This window comes from Paenibacillus amylolyticus, from assembly GCF_001570725.1.
Taxonomy (GTDB): Bacteria; Bacillota; Bacilli; order Paenibacillales; family Paenibacillaceae; genus Paenibacillus; species Paenibacillus amylolyticus_A.
On sequence record NZ_BCNV01000001.1, the window covers coordinates 2,861,946 to 2,879,274 of the forward strand.

The 17,329-nt window shown below is 43.3% G+C and carries 15 protein-coding genes; 2 read left to right on the forward strand and 13 right to left on the reverse strand.

Annotation, left to right across the window (positions count from 1 at the left end; translation table 11 throughout):
• The first annotated feature begins 186 nt into the window (after positions 1-186).
• On the forward strand, positions 187-2,517 hold the full coding sequence (locus tag PAHA3_RS12650) for a helix-turn-helix domain-containing protein (RefSeq protein ID WP_062835056.1): 2,331 nt from the start codon (positions 187-189) through the stop codon (positions 2,515-2,517).
• A gap of 60 nt (positions 2,518-2,577) precedes the next feature.
• Here PAHA3_RS12650 and PAHA3_RS12655 read toward each other — a convergent pair whose 3' ends face one another.
• The 12 genes from PAHA3_RS12655 to PAHA3_RS12710 form a co-directional block, all read right to left on the reverse strand.
• Entirely contained in the window at positions 2,578-3,609 is a 1,032-nt protein-coding gene (locus PAHA3_RS12655; RefSeq protein WP_062835057.1) for a glycosidase, read from the reverse strand.
• 85 nt (positions 3,610-3,694) lie between these two features.
• On the reverse strand, positions 3,695-5,305 hold the full coding sequence (locus tag PAHA3_RS12660) for an extracellular solute-binding protein (protein WP_062835058.1): 1,611 nt from the start codon (positions 5,303-5,305) through the stop codon (positions 3,695-3,697).
• A gap of 38 nt (positions 5,306-5,343) precedes the next feature.
• On the reverse strand, positions 5,344-6,255 hold the full coding sequence (locus PAHA3_RS12665) for a carbohydrate ABC transporter permease (protein ID WP_062835059.1): 912 nt from the start codon (positions 6,253-6,255) through the stop codon (positions 5,344-5,346).
• A 16-nt stretch (positions 6,256-6,271) separates the two neighbouring features.
• Positions 6,272-7,222: an ABC transporter permease gene (locus tag PAHA3_RS12670; protein ID WP_082762793.1), complete on the reverse strand. Its 951-nt coding sequence runs from the start codon at positions 7,220-7,222 to the stop codon at positions 6,272-6,274.
• A 386-nt stretch (positions 7,223-7,608) separates the two neighbouring features.
• Positions 7,609-8,961: a glucoamylase family protein gene (locus tag PAHA3_RS12675; protein WP_062835060.1), complete on the reverse strand. Its 1,353-nt coding sequence runs from the start codon at positions 8,959-8,961 to the stop codon at positions 7,609-7,611.
• Positions 8,962-9,249: 288 nt separating this feature from the next.
• Positions 9,250-9,741: a hypothetical protein gene (locus tag PAHA3_RS12680; protein WP_062835061.1), complete on the reverse strand. Its 492-nt coding sequence runs from the start codon at positions 9,739-9,741 to the stop codon at positions 9,250-9,252.
• 20 nt (positions 9,742-9,761) lie between these two features.
• On the reverse strand, positions 9,762-10,133 hold the full coding sequence (locus PAHA3_RS12685; RefSeq protein WP_062835062.1) for a DUF3784 domain-containing protein: 372 nt from the start codon (positions 10,131-10,133) through the stop codon (positions 9,762-9,764).
• An 86-nt stretch (positions 10,134-10,219) separates the two neighbouring features.
• Positions 10,220-10,600, reverse strand: a complete 381-nt coding sequence (locus PAHA3_RS12690) for a hypothetical protein (protein ID WP_062835063.1) — start codon at positions 10,598-10,600, stop codon at positions 10,220-10,222.
• Between the two features lie 18 nt (positions 10,601-10,618).
• Positions 10,619-11,362: a hypothetical protein gene (locus PAHA3_RS12695; protein ID WP_153028212.1), complete on the reverse strand. Its 744-nt coding sequence runs from the start codon at positions 11,360-11,362 to the stop codon at positions 10,619-10,621.
• On the reverse strand, positions 11,362-12,669 hold the full coding sequence (locus PAHA3_RS12700; protein WP_062835065.1) for an SPFH domain-containing protein: 1,308 nt from the start codon (positions 12,667-12,669) through the stop codon (positions 11,362-11,364). The genes PAHA3_RS12695 and PAHA3_RS12700 overlap by 1 nt, the downstream gene beginning before the upstream one ends.
• 287 nt (positions 12,670-12,956) lie before the next feature.
• A complete protein-coding gene (locus PAHA3_RS12705; protein WP_062835066.1) occupies positions 12,957-14,024 on the reverse strand; it encodes an ankyrin repeat domain-containing protein in 1,068 nt (355 codons plus the stop codon).
• Between the two features lie 29 nt (positions 14,025-14,053).
• Positions 14,054-14,839, reverse strand: a complete 786-nt coding sequence (locus PAHA3_RS12710) for a hypothetical protein (RefSeq protein WP_062835067.1) — start codon at positions 14,837-14,839, stop codon at positions 14,054-14,056.
• Between the two features lie 179 nt (positions 14,840-15,018).
• On the opposite strand from PAHA3_RS12710, the gene PAHA3_RS12715 reads away from it, so the two are divergent.
• Positions 15,019-15,999: a serine hydrolase domain-containing protein gene (locus PAHA3_RS12715; protein WP_062835068.1), complete on the forward strand. Its 981-nt coding sequence runs from the start codon at positions 15,019-15,021 to the stop codon at positions 15,997-15,999.
• Between the two features lie 86 nt (positions 16,000-16,085).
• On the opposite strand, the gene PAHA3_RS12720 is transcribed toward PAHA3_RS12715, so the two are convergent.
• A complete protein-coding gene (locus tag PAHA3_RS12720) occupies positions 16,086-17,108 on the reverse strand; it encodes a serine hydrolase domain-containing protein (RefSeq protein ID WP_062835069.1) in 1,023 nt (340 codons plus the stop codon).
• Between the last annotated feature and the right edge of the window lie 221 nt (positions 17,109-17,329).

The window sequence follows — 17,329 nt, forward strand, 5'->3', positions numbered from 1 at the left end:
AAAAAAAAGATTCATGACATGAAATCTGTACTTCTAATTAGTTGAAAATAAGCCTGATGATCTACTTTATTCTAAAGATTATAATGTTATAATGTTTATACTAGCACAAGAGTAATCCAGAAGAGAACACTGATTTCTAATTCAAAAGTTTTAATCCGAATATCTTAACACGGGAGGGAATGCTTCATGGCAAATTCGGCACTCAAGCCATCCTTGCTCAACAGATTCAGACTCAGCTGGAATCATTTCAAATCAAGGCTTCTGCTGAAATATGCCTTTTCTTACATTCTCATATTTCTGATCCCTCTGACTGGTGTAACTATTTTTGTATATGAAAACGCTGTCAAAGGATTGCGTGTAGAGATTGAACAATCAAATGTCAATCAGCTTAACCAGGTGAAGAGCACTATAGATAACCGTATGAATGAGCTTCAGGAGATAGCGGGAAGAATCGCCTATGACAAACACCTGACCCCTTATATGGTACAGCATCCCTATTACAGTTTGGAGGCGATTCAGGCGCTGGCCAATTACAAAGCTAGCAGCAGCATTGCAGAGGATCTGCTTCTCTATTTCCATAACGATTCCAACATCTATTCGTACCGCGGGCTGGCTAATCTAGATGTCACCTTTGATAACCTCTACCAGTTCGAGCATTGGAATCCGGAAGAATTGCGGCAGGACTTGAATGAAACTAGGCAGCCCCTGGTCCGTCCCGCTGAGAGCGTGAAGGTTAATTCCCGAATGGAGCCGATGCTCGTCATGCTTGTGCCCGTTAAACCGAATGACCCGTTTCCATATGGGACCGTTGTTTATTTAATGAAAGAATCCAACCTTACTGGGGTCATGGATTCGATTTTGAGTGATTACTCAGGAAGCAGTTATATTTTCAATCCCTCCGGAGAGGTGTTGACCGCAAATAGCCATGGCATCAGCCTTCCCCAGGACGAAATTGAGAATTTAGCTACACTTGAGCCCGGTATTCATAATTTGAAGATGGACGGAGAACAATACTCCGTTGTTTCTGTTCAATCTGAAGAAAATGGCTGGACCTATGTGACCACGATGCCAAGCTTCCAATTCTTCAGCCGTGTCGCCCATGTCCAGACCCTCATCCTGATCGTCTTCTGTATTACCGTCATTACTGGCATAGCTGCTGCGCTGCTGTTAGCCAAACGGCAGTACCATCCAATTAGGGATTTAATGGACAAGATGAAAGGCAGCGGCGATGATACTCCCAAGCTCCGCAATGAATGGGAATGGATACGCCAGACCCTCCACAATTACAGTGTTAAAATTGATTTTCAGGAGCCCTTTGTTCGCAATCAGTGTATGCTACTGTTACTCAAGCACGGCAAGCCGGATGATCCAGAGATCGAACAAATGATCCATAGCGCAGGATTTAGGCATCCTCAAGGACAAGGTCTCTATTTCTCGGCTATTCTGTCCTGGGATGATACTATGCCCAGCGGCAAGTCCTGGCAGGAACGCCATCTGCTGCAGGATATACTCAGCAATGTATGTCTTCCGGGTACCAGTGCTCAGATCTTCGGTGTAGAATTCTCGGTCAAGGACCAGTTTGCCCTGATTATTTCACTTCCCGATGATGCGGACAAGCCGATTCAATGCCAATTGGAACAGGTGATTGAAGCCATTCAAGCTCTAATTCGCGAGCACTCGCAGCTGTCTCTGAGTATCGGTGTCGGTATGGCCTACAGAGACTTGGCCCGCATTAACCAATCCTTCATTGAAGCCGCTGCAGCTCTGGAGCACCGGATCATCCGGCGCAGCGGTCAGGTAACTTACTTCGAGCAGCTTGCAGAGTTGAACCCTTCTGCTGCCGAGAGCTTCTGGATTCCACGCAAATCCATGCTGAAAATGGAGCAGAGTCTAAAGCAGGGCAACGAATCAGTAGCCGTCCAAATGATTGCCGATACCATTCATATGATCAAAGACGAGCCGTTGCAAGTTCATCTACTGCGCTGCATCTGTTTCGATCTGCTGAACACTTTTCTACGGACCGCTTCCGAGCTTGGTATGAACGAAGTGTTCGCCAATATGCCGGAATTGACTTCCTTCGAAACACTTGAAGAGCTGGAGAGTCGTTTGCTCAGTCTGGCCGCTAACATATGCGCACAGGTGGAGCTGAATACAAAGACAAGTGAGTCAACATTAATGGACGACATTCTGGCTTACGTGGATCAACAGTTTGCAGACTACATACTCAGTCTCGAGCATGTGGCGCTTAAGTTTGCCATTTCAACTTCTTATTTAAGCCGGAGCTTCAAAGAGAAGACCGGCAGCAATTTCTCACAATATATCTGGCAGCGGCGTGTGGATGAGGTCATGCGGCTGCTGGAGAACACTAGCGCACCGCTCAAAGAAATTATTGAGCAAGTCGGTTATATGGATGCGCCAAATTTCATCCGCAAGTTCAAAAAAGAAATCGGTCTGACACCAGGGCAGTATCGCAAGGAACATGCCTTGAGAGGGGTTACTACGAAAAGACCTGTTTAAGTTGGTGGAGCTTCCACCCTTTCTGTTCTACATTCTTATATTTGAAGATTCAACTTCATTTTATGGTTTATTTTGCTGCTGTCCTTCCTGGAGGATGTGCTCTACCAGCTCATCCAGAGGAACTGTTGCAAGGGCAATCGCCGTATCTGTTACCCCGTAATAGATATAGAGCAGTCCATCTTTGACCACATTTCCGGTCGGGAAGATGACATTGGGGATCTGGAACCCAAATTTCTCATAATACGTCTCCGGCTCCATAATATAATGATGCGTCCGGGCAATGATTTTCTCCGGATGCTCCAAATCCAGCAGCATGGCCCCCACACGGTAGACAACATCCTCATCGACGCCATGATAGAGCACCAGCCAGCCCTTGTCCGTACGTATCGGGGGTGTAGAGCCACCAATCTTCCGCGATTCCCAGGAGAGGTTCTGGGCGGTAGCTAGCAGCTTGGGCTCTTCCCAGTTCACGAGATCCTCGGAGTAGGTAATCCACATGGCCGCCTTTTCCGTACCGTAGGCTTCTCCCACATATTCCTCGGGGCGGCGCAACAGTACAAATTTGCCACCTATTTTCTCGGGGAACAGAATGTTGTCCCGATCATTAATATCAAGAGGTGTCGTGTCCGCCACATACTCCCAATCCAGCAGATTATCTGATTTCAAAATAGAGGACCGGGTTAGCCAATGTCCCTCCTCGTCCCCCCACCCGTCCGGATATTCCGGTATAGAGCGAAGGGGGACGCCTGCCCCGGTAGGGTAATAACTCATGGCACAAGGGCGAAGGGCGTAGTTAAGATAGAAGGTCCCGTCAATTTTTACAATCCGCGGGTCCTGTACACTACCATAAGGGAATCCCAGCATGTCTGGCGTCACAATTGGCTCATCCTTCACGTGGGTAAAGTTTACCCCGTCTTCACTCTCTAGCAGCCCCAAGTAATTTTTGCATGGCGTTAGGGAACCAGCGGTGCGCTCAATCATATAAAATTTGCCGTTATCGATGATAACTGCAGGGTTGAAAACCGTAACCTTGCGCCATTCATAGTCGCCCGGGACGACAATGGGATTATTCGGATGTCTCGTGATTTGCATGTCTAATCCTCCTGCATTTAATGTTCAGGAACGCGTTTAATGCTTATATCTCATTTTTACAGCAAATTGATGCGCATAGACCTGGTTAGTTGGATTTCCAGCGATCATAGGCAGCCTGATTGATTTCAACCATACGCTTTCCGCCCATTTTTTTAACGGTCGCCACATAATTGTCCCAGCCTGTAAGCGGCTCGGCTCCGGTGATAAATTTCGCCTCCATCTGATTCACATATGTCTTCAAATCAGAATTCAGGCTACTGATTTCTGTCTGCTCTTCCACGGTAAGGAACAGAGTTGGAAACGGAATCCGTGCGCCTTTATCGAGAAGCTTTTGCTTGGTCTCCTGCTCTACCCAGAGGTCAAAGTCTGTCTTCAGCCCCTTATTAATATCATCCATGGACAGGGTTGGAGCGGGTATGCCGTAGTTAGGTGTCAGCGTTGCCCGGTAATCTTCCATTTCCTTGCCGTCTGGTACCGGCAAGTACTGTTTGACACGGTTCTCTTTATCGGTGTACTCCCAGAGAATTCCCTCTGGACCTTTATTAAAGAACATGGCACCCTCATAGGAATAGAGATAATCCACCCAGCGTAGAGAGGCTTCCGGAGCAGGATTACTCTGCGTGATCGCAAAAGCGCCACTTGTAATCCCCCTGTTCTTTGCAATCGCTGGAGCAGCAACGGATTCACTGTGGACAGGTGCAAACATCGGATCTGCGGTAGAAGGCTCTCCACCTTTGCTCATGTAGGCATGCCAGTCCGAAAAGAGGGCAATTTGATTGTTCTGTGCTTTGGCCTTCTTTTGCTCCGCTGTCTGTGAGAAGCTCTCATGATCCAGCAGATCTTCAGACCACAGGCGGTTCATATAGGTCAAATATTCCTTGTAGCCTTCTTCAAGTGGTGTAAAATGCACCTTGTCCGCATCGTCCACATAAATTTCTTCTTCATAAATACCGAAGGCACCAAGCAGCCATGTACGGATATCGCGGAGGTTCGCAGCAGGTGTAGTCACCGAAGAAATCGGAATTTCATCGGCTATGCCATTGCCGTTGGGATCTTCCTCTTTCACACGTTTCAGATAGGTATACAACTCCTCTGTCGTTTCGGGAAGTTTATCGATATTGAGCGCCTTCAGGAAATCCCCGTTATACCACATCGGATTGCGGTACCAGTGCTGGCTAAGTTCTACTACGGGCAAGGAATAGATATGCCCGTCCGGTGCAGTAATCGATTTGCGGACATCCGGATTCTCTTCCAGCAGCGCCTTGAAATTCGGAGCATACTTTTCAATCAGATCCTCCAGTGGAATGAGGATACCCTGCTCTCCATAATTCATCTGCTCTGCAGTAGTCAAACCGGCGGCATAGAGGATATCCGGGTAATCCCCACTGGCGAGCACCAGATTTTTCTTGGTTTCGAAGCTATCCTTCGGTGCATTCTTGTATTCCAGCGTAATACCGGTCTTCTCCTGCATCTGCTGAAGCACCGCCATGTTCTCCCAGTTCTGAATCCCTACATCTGGCGCCATAAGCGATAGAGTAACCGGTTCATTAACAATCGGAAAACCTTCATTGTTCACAGCGACTTTTCCGAGATTGTTGTTCGCTTCACCTTCGTTTGAATTGCTGCAGCCTGCCAGTAGTGTAAGAACCAAAGCCGAAGATAACAGAAGCTTCCATGGTTTGCGTGTGGTCGGCATTCATAATTCCTCCCTTGTTATCATCACATTTTAACGGTCTAGCCTTTAACAGAGCCGATCATGACTCCTTGGACAAAGTAACGCTGTAGGAACGGATAGATTGCCACGATGGGCAGTGTGGAGACCACAATGACTCCATATTTAATCAGCGATGCCGTTTCTGCCTTATTATTCATGGCGGTTGCCACTTCGCCGTTGATTGATGAGCCCGTAGTTTCCGCCGTCATTTCTTGAAGGACAAGGATCTGACGCAGAACCATCTGCAGCGGATACTTCGCTTCATCATTTAAATAGATCAGGGACGGGAAGTAGCTGTTCCAATGGCTCACCCCGTAGAACAGGGCCATAACAGCTACAATTGGTGCCGACAGCGGTAGCACAATGCGAATGAACAGCTTTAGATTTGTACAGCCGTCAATGTGCGCAGCTTCCTGAAGTTCTTTTGGGATAGTCGTCTGAAAAAAGGTGCGGGCCACAACGATATTCCAGACCGAAGCAGCCACCGGTAGAATCAATGCCCACATGCTGTTCATGAGTCCAAGGTTCTTGACCAGCAGATACGTCGGTACAATTCCGCCGCTGAAGAACATCGTGAACAGAATGAGGCCCATGAACAACTGGCGCCCGACAAAATCAGATCTGCTGAGCGCATACGAGGCCGGCAGAGTGACGACGAGATTGAGTAGAGTCCCCACCACCGTGTAAATAATGGTGTTCCAGTAACCACTCCATATCTTCGGGTTCTCAAATACAAGCTTGTAGCCGTCCAATGTTACATTCTTCGGAAACAACCACATTGCTCCCGAATTGACGTCCTGCGGTGAACTAATTGAAGCGCTGAGAATGTAGATGAGCGGATAGAGAACAACCAGAAGTGAAAGACCTAAATAAATATAAGTGCTGATCAGAAAAAGCTTGTCCCCCCTGGATTCTTTCATCGCAGTAACCAAAGACTTCAACTCCTTTCTACCAGAGGCTGTTCTCACTGGTTCGTTTGGCGATCTGGTTAACCGTAACAAGCAAAATAACGTTGACTACCGAGTTGAATAATCCCACAGCCGTTGAGAAGCTATATTGGGCGTTCACCAGACCGGCGCGGTATACATAGGTGGATATTACATCGGAAGCTTCCATATTGAGTGAATTCTGCAGCAGCAAAATCTTCTCGAAGCCAAGGCCCAGTATATTACCCATATTCAAGATCAGCATGATCGTAATTGTGGGTAATATCGTTGGCAGATTGATATGCAGCACCCGTTTCATTCGGCTTGCGCCATCCATAATGGCCGCTTCATGGAGCTGGGGATCTACGCCTGACAGAGCCGCGAGATAGATAATGGTTCCCCATCCGGTGCTCTGCCAGACGCCGGAGAATACATACACTGTCTTAAACCATGCGGGATCAGTCAAAAATTGTGCTGGTTCAAGACCAATGAACTCAATGAACCGAACAATCATTCCGCTGGAAGGTGATAAAAAGGTAATGATCATGCCTGCCATGACAACTACAGAAATGAAATGAGGTGCATAGGTCACCGTCTGGACCGATTTCTTGAATGGGCCGTTGCGGACTTCATTGAAGGCCAATGCCAGAATGATAGGCAGGGGAAATCCGATGGCAAGTTCATAGAAGCTGATACTGAATGTGTTCCAGAGCAGATCCCAGAAAAAATAAGAATTGAAGAACCGTTCAAAATGGTCAAAACCAACCCATTCGCTGCCTGTAATTCCTTTCGAAGGTACGAAATTCTTAAAAGCAATCTGAATGCCGTACATCGGACCATAATGAAAAACAAGGAAATATAACAACGCGGGAAGCATGAACAGATAAAGCTCCCAGTTTTTCCAAATTCTTTTGCCAAGGGAATTCCTCTTCAATGAAGGATTTACGGGTTCTACAATGTGACTCTCCTTCATTCTCCCACTCCTTTCTATATCTTTTTCGTTGGATAGGAATATGTTGCTATCTTGCATTCTTGCTAACTCCCTTTTTGATAACGCTTACAATTCGAAGTATAGTGAAATTAGGATGACACCGTAAATATGTAGGTTCTGGATTGTCATGTATAGGTCATGTAAAACCGCGCTACTGCGGTACTTTCCGTTCAGCCCTGATGTGGATGGTTCCACATGGACAAGGCTGTAAATATGTGAATTACGAACCTCTCTTCACCCTGCAAAGGATACACATTGTGATCACCGAGCGTACCTAAGATACGGTTCAACATACGCAAATGGAACGAAGCAGAAAACACCCTGCTTCGTTCCGTTTAAACAATCAATATGGCAATTTTTTCTCCCATTCATTGAATAGAAAACACTTCTTTTTTCAATAATTCTTCTGGCTTCTGCCCTATCACATCACTGTGAAAATAATCGCGGATAACGCCATCTTGAAGATAGTTGGCGATCGATACCATAATCATCCCTTGATCCAGTGCCAGATAAGCTTTTGCAATTTCTCCCGTTTCAACATTGACTGAGTCATAGAACCCATATTTGCCAAGCATTTTAAAATTCTTTAAAGCTTTAATGTTCTTTCGAACAGCTTCAGGGGCGTAATCCAGGGCAAGGAATGTTGCGTGTGCTGTTACCGTTGCTCCATCTTTATAACCTGAGGTACCTAATGGCGTTGCTGCAAACTCACTGTAACCTGTCGGCGTTGCAGAAGGTGAAAAGCCCCATGCGGCGTACCCTTTTTCTTTGGCATATTCGATTTGCAATTCGACATGACGCTGGTTGTTCAATCCCAAAGCTTGAGTACCCAGCTCTTTTTCCTTTATGACCATACCGGGCATAAGAGCTTCAAACATACTGCCTCCCCAGCTTGGCACGAACTTTTTGTCCTTGTATACATAACTTCCTTCAAACACATCCACTCCATCGTATTTAACGGACTTGCCTTGAGGAATCTGAGCCTGCCAATCCCATTCTTGAGGTAATGTACGATACATCTTCCACCAATGATCTTGGGGAACATCACCTTTCCCAATAGCAATATAACTGCCTACACGTGGTTCCGTGTAAAACATTCCATAATGGTGGTCCGTCAGCGCGCCTTTAGCCACATCATAGCCTCCGCGGAATTGGCCGACTTCAGGATCATATACCGGAGTGTAATTCATATTTTTAACCAGCTTGCTTGTTTCCCCATGAAGTTCTTCATAGGCTTGCCCAACAACAATTAAACCAGCGGATAACCAGCCATTATCGACTTGGGAAATAAATTGTCCCCAATCTTTCTTCACTGAACCGTCATCCGTGTTATACCAGTTATAAAATAGGCCGTTCCACTTTTTTAACTTTTCGAGGGAATGTATAGTCGTTTGCAGGCGTTGTACAGCTTCTTTCTTTGAAATAATACCCAATTGTTGCGCTGAAACGGTACTCATCATATACATGGCGATGTTCGTGGGCGAAGTACGTTTAGCTTCTTCTGTCCCGTTTTCAGTGTGCCGTACTTCATCGTAAGTCAAGCCAGTATTCTGATCTGTATAGTCCTCAAAAAACGTATAGGTCTTATATGCAATCGCTTTCAATTCTGCTCGAAATCCAGTTAAATTGCTTGATTCACCTGCTGAAGCCATAGGAGTTAAAGCTAGATTAGCTAACAGACAAAAATTTAAAATAAAGCTGAATTGTTTTACTTTTTTCATAATTTTCTCCCTTCAAATGGATTCGAAACGTTTCGTGTATATGTTATCATAAATTTCCCATTTCCGTAAACAAGAAAATAGAACGCTTACAAACATTGATTATAGTGTGGATCATTTATAAATATAATTTCGAAACGTTTCATTACTGGACCACATCTAGCCAGCACACACAGGATTATATGACGTATTTAATTGTTTGAGGAACTTTTAGATTCTAAATTGAGTAGATAAAAGCCTGACTCCATAGGAATCAGGCTTAATCCTTTCTCATATCCATTTTGATCCGTTCTAAGTTGCTACAACTGTTGTTCCACAATACTCACAGTCTGTTGAATGCTTGGGAAGCACTTTTGCCTTCGCCCCACATCCCGGGCAACTCACTGAAATAGGCCTTTGTGGCTCTTCAACTTTTTGTTCGACTTTCTCTTCAACGTTTTCCTTATCTGAAAAATTGATCTCTGTATAGTTAATGGTATTATGACTGCTGTAACTCACGGTGTTGCTATTGTAGCTTGCATAAGTATGCGGATTCGCACTCTCACGATCAAGATGACCGCCATAATCTCCCCCATAAAACTTTCGTTCAGGGACATGCTTTTTCTTAACACGTTTTTTCCTAAGCAATTTAATACCAAAAAACAAAAATAAAAATTCAACGATAATAATTTCAACTACAAGAACTATATTCAATTGATCTAGAATATTCTCTTCCATAAGTAATCGTATGGGTATAGCAATGGCATAAAACATGAAAAAGAGTCCAAATAACTTCCTTAACAACACGATTCCTCCTATGCAGTTTACGAGATCCTCATCGTTGTTCCGCAATACTCACAATCCGCAGACAAAGTAGGATATACCTTTACCTTGGCTCCACACCCTGAACAATTCACGGCTACAGATTCTTGAGGTGTCTCATCATATTTCTCATGATGCTGATCTTCGTAATATTGCTTATCATTCGAATCGTAAGGATGGTATTGATCAGTCTTAGAATGAGATTTAGGTCGACCACACATTTTAATGCCCGTAACGAGAACGATAACCCCTGGGATAAAAAGAATTATCGTACTTATAATGGCCGTTTCTGTTCCTTCGGATATTAATATTAAAGATAACAGGATCGTCACGGACGAAAGGATAATAAATAAAATGCCAAAAAATTTCTTCACCGCGTTTCCTCCTTAAACACCATACTCTACCTAGCAGTGTATATTACAAGTATCCGTAAAAGAAATCATTTAGTCCGCTACACGGTTTACGAGATCCTCATTGTTGTTCCGCAATATTCACAATCCGCAGACGAAGTAGGATATACCTTTACTCTAGCTCCACACCCTGAACATATTAAGGATAAAGGTTCTTGAGATTCCTCGACTTCTTCATACTCCTCGTGATAGTTACCTCCGTCATATTGCACATTACTACTAGAATCGTCATCATAATGTTGATCGGCTTTAGGATGAAATTTAGGTCGACCACACATTTTAATTCCTATTACAAGCAAAACAATTCCACTAACAAAAAGTACAAATGCATTAATAATTGCCACATCAGTTCCCTCAGATAGTTCAAATAAAGAGAACATAATTGATATACATGAAATTATAATAAATATAATCCCAATTTTCTTTTTCAAAGTTTCTCCTCCTGCAATTTATGATTTGCTTGTCATGATCTGTTGATTGCGCTCTTTCAAACGGAACCTTAACTGGGAAAGTTGCGAAGCAAAACGTTCACTATTTACCAATTCCCCTGCTTCATACTGATTTGCAAGTTCACTGTTCATCAATTCAATGTCCATCAAGATCTGGCGGTCATTTTTCTCAAGGGAATTCGGTGTGATTGGGTCACTGTACTTCACCAGTTCAATTAATGATTGAACGGTTTTCCGTTCCTCTTCCACAGTTAGAACGGGATGTTGCATCATGGTGTGAAGCAATTGCTGTAACGCTTTTTCGATTAAATGTAAATTTTCGATTTTAGTCTGTTCATTTGCTTCATGACTTCGCACACTGTGAATGTAGATCATAATGATTCCACACAAAATAGTGGCGATCGCAATCGTTACCGTATGTAACAATACGAACCAGCGAAGCGCATGATCTGCTGAACCTGTTAACATCGTATAGATCATCACACAAATTAGATAAATAACCAATACTACACCTAACGCTGTGTAACCCGGAACAAACCGTTTAAACCGATCCATATTTTGCATGATGAACCGTGCGTAGATCCAAATAGCCGTAATGGCGACATAAGAAGCCACGAGATTCATCCAAAAAGACAACGATAGTAGCGCATGATTAAACAAAGTAAAAGAAACGATTGTCGATACGAGCATGCATATTAGATAGACGACATCCAAAATCAGGAGATTGCTGCGTTTTACCATCACTATGCCTGTCCTCCTTCTTGCAGATTGTTTCCGCAATCAAGACAGAACTTCTGGCCGGGTTTTACTTCATGTTGGCACCGACTGCATTTCAAGCTTAAACTTGTGCCACAGTTGCCACAGAATTTTGTATGACCGGAATTCATATGGTTACAGTTAGGGCATGGGCTAGGCATCGGTTGATGACATTGAATACATTCCAATGCGTCCTCAGCATTATCCGCTCCACAGGATGGACACGCATGGTATTTGTCACCACAGTTAGGACAGAATTTGGTTCCCTTTGGCAAAGCATGTCCACAATTGTTGCAATCTGTTGTTACAGCGGATTTTTCGGTTAATGAATTGCCACATTTGCTGCAAAAAGAGCTGTTATCCTGGTTTGCATGATGGCACTGCTTACATATACTTACTGCAGGTGTTTCCTTCGTAGACATCACTTTAGACATCTGGGACATCTCGCTACTGAAAGAACCACCCAGACCAACCCCCATGCCCATACCAAGCCCTGCACCCATGATGTCTGACTGCATGCTTCCTTCATTCTTCGCTGCACCTTCAAGCGTATCAAACGAACGTTCTTGCTGATATGTGTACCCAATGATATCCATCTCAGCTTTGCGTGCCAAGGCTTCTCTTAATCGAATGACTGAAGGATCTTCTTCGGGCAGATTGACATTGTGAATATACAGGTTGATTAACTCAATACCAAATTCTTCAAAAGTAGAAGCTATCGTATCTGCAAAATGTCGTGATATCTCGGCGATATAGGCATTGATCTCCAAAACGCTTACTTTTCTATGTATTAGATAGGATGACAACATCGAATTAATATTCATGATAATTAGCCCACGGAAGTAATTAATCATATTAACTTGGTTAAACTCAGGCAGTGTTCCCACAAGCTTGACCAAAAATTTTCGTGAATCCGAAATTTTAATTCCCATTTGTCCAAATGTTCTTACAGGAACAATAATATTATACTTGGGATCCTGGATCTGAATCGGATTCGCCGTTCCCCATTTAACGTCCAATGCGCTTACTTGATTGACATACCATACTTCTGCTGCAAAAGGTGATTTTCCTCCGAACGGAAGGTTAACGAGTCGGTTCAAGATCGGGATATTCGCAGTACTAAGCGTATGTCTTCCGGGTCCAAACATATCAAGTGCTCTTCCATCCTTGAAAAGAATTGCTTGTTGAGATTGATTCACAATTAACTGGGTCCATGTTCCCAGTTCAGTCTCAGGATGTTTCCAAGCAAACACATCAGGTGAGCCATCATACTTAATTACGTCAATAATCGCCATGTTCAATTCCTCAATTCAGTATTAGATTACTATAATTTGCATAGAAGTTCTTTTGCTAAAACACTGATTCTACACTATTTCCTATATTTGATTATCTCTCATCTATTTATTCCATGTTTAGCCATTGATATTTTACCATTTCTAACCTTATTACGCACTAACATAGTTCATTTTTCATATGATATTTTTCCTATATTAGCATATTCATAATGGTAAAAAACCTCTTCCATATGTTAATAGGAAAGAGGTTAATAAAAATTTCGTGAACAATCCATTAAGTTCAGGATTCAGTTCAGGAAACTCTCTATAGCTGAAACCGGATCTGCTATGAACTCTTCAAAGGTAGCTATCGTTCCATGTTCTTGATGTTCAATATCTGCATATCCAATCATTTTTTTGCTCGGATTCCAGACAATCAGAATATGTGAGTATTGATCGACGTCCGAGGATATACGCAGCAGCTTCTGTCTACCCATTTTCATCTCCACGGTGTCAATCAGATGAAAGAATTCTATATATCGAATGCCTGATTCATTATCGGGCAAGTCCATTCTTCTATGAGTGCCGGTTAGAAAATCAATAAGCTGCTGGGGTAGTTTATACGATTTCAATACATGTAATTTGTTGCTTAGATCATGAAATTCTTGAGGTTCAAGCCCCTTTAGATATTCGGCCATCTCTTCATTTTTCTGACTCACTGCAATTGTGTACGCCCGCTCTCCATCCTTCTCCTGAACGGTCACATCTGCTCCTTGGTCCACCAGATATCGAATTATCTTCATGTTATGAAGTCGTGCAGCTACCGTGAGAGGTGTGGCTTTGTACGGATATACCATATCTGGTTCATTGTAATTGACGTCTACCCCTTCATCCAGCAAATACTGGACTGTCTTCATATCGTGATCAGCTACCGCTTTGCGTAACGTTTTGCCTCCATATTTCCGAATATCCAATCCCAGTTCATTCAGCACGGTTATATTCTTTTTGTTACCATAGTAGGCTTCATCATATGCACTAGATTTAACCCGATTAAGTCCATTTAACTTAGCACCTTGCTGGTACAGGTATCGCACCATTTCTTCTCCACAATATCTAACTGCCTTAAGAATCGCCGGATTATTTTTGACATTCAGATTAACTCCATGCTCTACCAACAACTTAACCACTTCCGGTAGATTACAGATTAAGGCAAGGTCGAGTGGCGTTAAGGCTATATATTTACTGAGCGTAATCTCTTCTTCGAGATCCATGCCCTGTTTAATGAATCCTTCTACAGCATCGGTATCTCCCTCATATATTGCCCTGGCATGATTAGGAAGCGTTTCAAACGATCCTTGATTTCCGATTTTGAACAAAGGTATATCCTCCTTTCATTTACTTACTTCTACACAACGATAAGTCTTTTTTTCATACTCCTAGCTACCAGTATACCTGCCATAATCTGAATAAGTAATGATATAACCGATAATCGATAGTCTAGAAATATTATAAGAGGAGATAGAATCATACTCAGTTTGAGTAACGAATCTCGTTTCTCCCTGATAACCAATTCACCGTCTATCCACAACACAATAACCGCAAATAAAAATGTAGCACTAAGCGAAGTTGTTATAAAGGTAGTCCCTATAAAAAATCTATCCCACATGTTATTTTCTAGCGATGCGCGTATAACGAACCATAACACAACAAAAATGATGAAGAACACAATTAGAATTGGGTTCATTGGTCTATATAATCGAAGAATAAAATCCATTGCGTCGCCGGAAACTTCATGAGACTCTACCTTATTTCTTTGCCTGTCCAGCTTATTTAACTCAACTTGTATCAGAATCATAATCGTTCCTAAAATCTCAATATTACGTCTAAGATAGAAATCTCTTATCAATTGTCTCATATCTTCTGAAAAGTAAGAGCTACACTCTCCCAATTTATCGTACAGGTTCTGTAGTATCCCTGTATTGGCAGGTTGAGCCTGAACACTCGCTATGGCAGCCTCGACTTTAATGTATGAGTCCATATGCTTCTGAATCTTGGCCAGTTTATTTTGATTATCTCTTTCAATCATGACTTTAAACACTTTATAAAGCCAGATAATAGCTGTGCAAACAATAGTGGTAACGATTGAAAATTCAGGATTTGCTTTAAAATAAGTCAGTAACTGTTGAAGCATAGATACATCACCCTTACTTCTGAAATATACTACTTACGTTATGTACCTAGCAGTTTTTACAAGCTAAGTTTTAACACTAATCAATTACGCTTGTTGAGCCCTACCTCGGGAGTATGCTACGATATGGACACCTATTTCCTCAAGTTCCTATAACAAATCAACCGTACAGAAAGGACACTATGAATCCTTCATCACTGTCATCCAAGTTACAACAGATCATTCCACCGCTGGATCTGCGAAGCTGCCTCGTCAGCATACGCGGTGAGGTTATGTACGAACACTACCGCAACCGCGAGGCTGCGACTGATATTACAAAAATAAATTCATGTACCAAGAGTGTGTTGTCCGCACTCATCTGTATAGCGATGGATAAGGGAATTTTGCCTGCGGCATCTACCCCAATCTCCACCTTTTTCCCGCAGTTGACATCCGATCCTGACCCGCGCAAACCAGCGATCACACTGGAACAACTGCTCACCATGACAGCTGGGTTCAACTGGGACGAGTTCGGCGGGCAGAATTCATTCCCTCGCATGACCCGCACCGATCATTGGGTGGATTTTGCGTTGGAACAACGGTTAAGTCATGAACCGGGTACATATATGGAGTACAACTCAGGAGTCTCGCAGGTCCTATCCGCCATCCTGATGCAAAATGTAGGTATGAACGTAGCCGAGTTCGCAGAACGTTTTCTTTTTGGCCCGCTAGGAATCAAGGATTATGAATGGGAAAGTGACCCACAAGGTGTTCATACTGGCGGATTTGGCCTTAAGATGTTACCCGTAGATCTGCTGAAATTCGGTCAACTCTTTCTACAACAAGGGATGTGGGAAGGGCAGTCTCTCATTTCAAGTGATCTCGTCACCCGTTCTACGCAGCCTTTCATTACAGTCACTCCACCGAATCACGGTAGTTATGCTTGGCATTGGTGGGTGGATGTCTATCCCAACGAAAGGTCACACTCCGAAGATATTGATGCTGAAAACGACAGACCCAATCTCCATTATTACTACGCACGAGGGTTTGGTGGTCAGTATGTATACATTGTCCCAGAGCTGGAACTTGTTACGGTGTTAACCAATGACAAACGAAAGAAAGAGAAACCTCCGCTGGATGTTTTCCCTCGTTTAATCGCCCCTGAGCTATGGAAAATGTTATAAACGCAGGCTGTCCTTCTATCCTGTCCGACCAATGAACCCCCAACCTTATGTAGGCATTAACCAGCCCATAAGCTGGGGTTTATTCGTCATGCCAAAGCTTCTTCGATGGCAATCGTTATTGGATACGGACCAGACTCTTGATTAGAGATCACAACCAGTTGCAGATCATAGTCCGGATACACGGAAGACATGAACGACACCCCTGGATCGAACCCCATAACATGAAATTTGAAAATGTCTTCCCCCTTGCGGTCAATCCAGATACCCTGCCCATAGTACTCTTCATCCTCTTGATGGACATGTGGAGTTAATAACTGCTGTGTCGTCTCTGCATTCAACAATTGGTGACCCAGCAAAGCATCCCAAAATCGAATCATATCCAGTGCCGTAACATAGGCCCCGCCATCTGATCCACCTTTGACAGGAATGGAGAACATATTGGTGTTCCAGGAGCCGTCTTCATGATCGATATAGCCTAAAGCTGTGTTGCGTGGAAGCTGATCTGTTACGAAATAACCGGAGTCCTTCATGCCACACCGTTTGAAAATGTGCTCTTCCACATAATCTGTAAACGACAGTCCTGAATGCTGTTCCACGATAAGCCCTAGCACAATGAAACCCGCATTATTGTAATGAAAACGTTCACCCGGAGCAGACTTCATTGGCATATCCTGAAACATGGACAGAAAGTCACTTAATCGCCTCATCGCGTAAACGGGTCTCTCTTTCCACAATGCTGAAAAGTCTTCCATCACATCTTCATCAAAATAATCTGGAATACCTGACGTGTGTGTTAACAACTGATGAATGGTAATTCCTTTGTCCCACAGTGGAAACTCCACATCTAACACTTCGTTCAGCTTGGAATCAGCAGATAACTTACCCGCTTCAATTAGTTGGCATATACTCACTGCCGTGAAGATCTTACATCCTGATGCAATTCCGAAGCGTGTATCCACCTGATTGGCAAGCTCTTCGCTACGATTCGCATAACCACGTTTCATATTCAAAAGGGGTTCACCGGCTTGCTGGAGTAATACAACACCCGAAAAATTCACACGTTCCATGACTTCTTCTACTTTTGTTGTCAGCTCTAATACATTCAACATTTTAATATTCACCTACTTGTCTATGTATTCTTAATACTCTCATTTTTAATTCTTCGTCATATCCTGCATACCTGCCACATTTTCGTAAAAAGAAGGGTTACTCCCTCATAAAAGGAAATAACCCTTCTTCATACGACTTAAGATTAAGTTATACAAAACATGCTCAACCGCCGTTCAATCACTTGTTCCAATCGTTTTACCTTAAGTCTATCTGGCTGCAT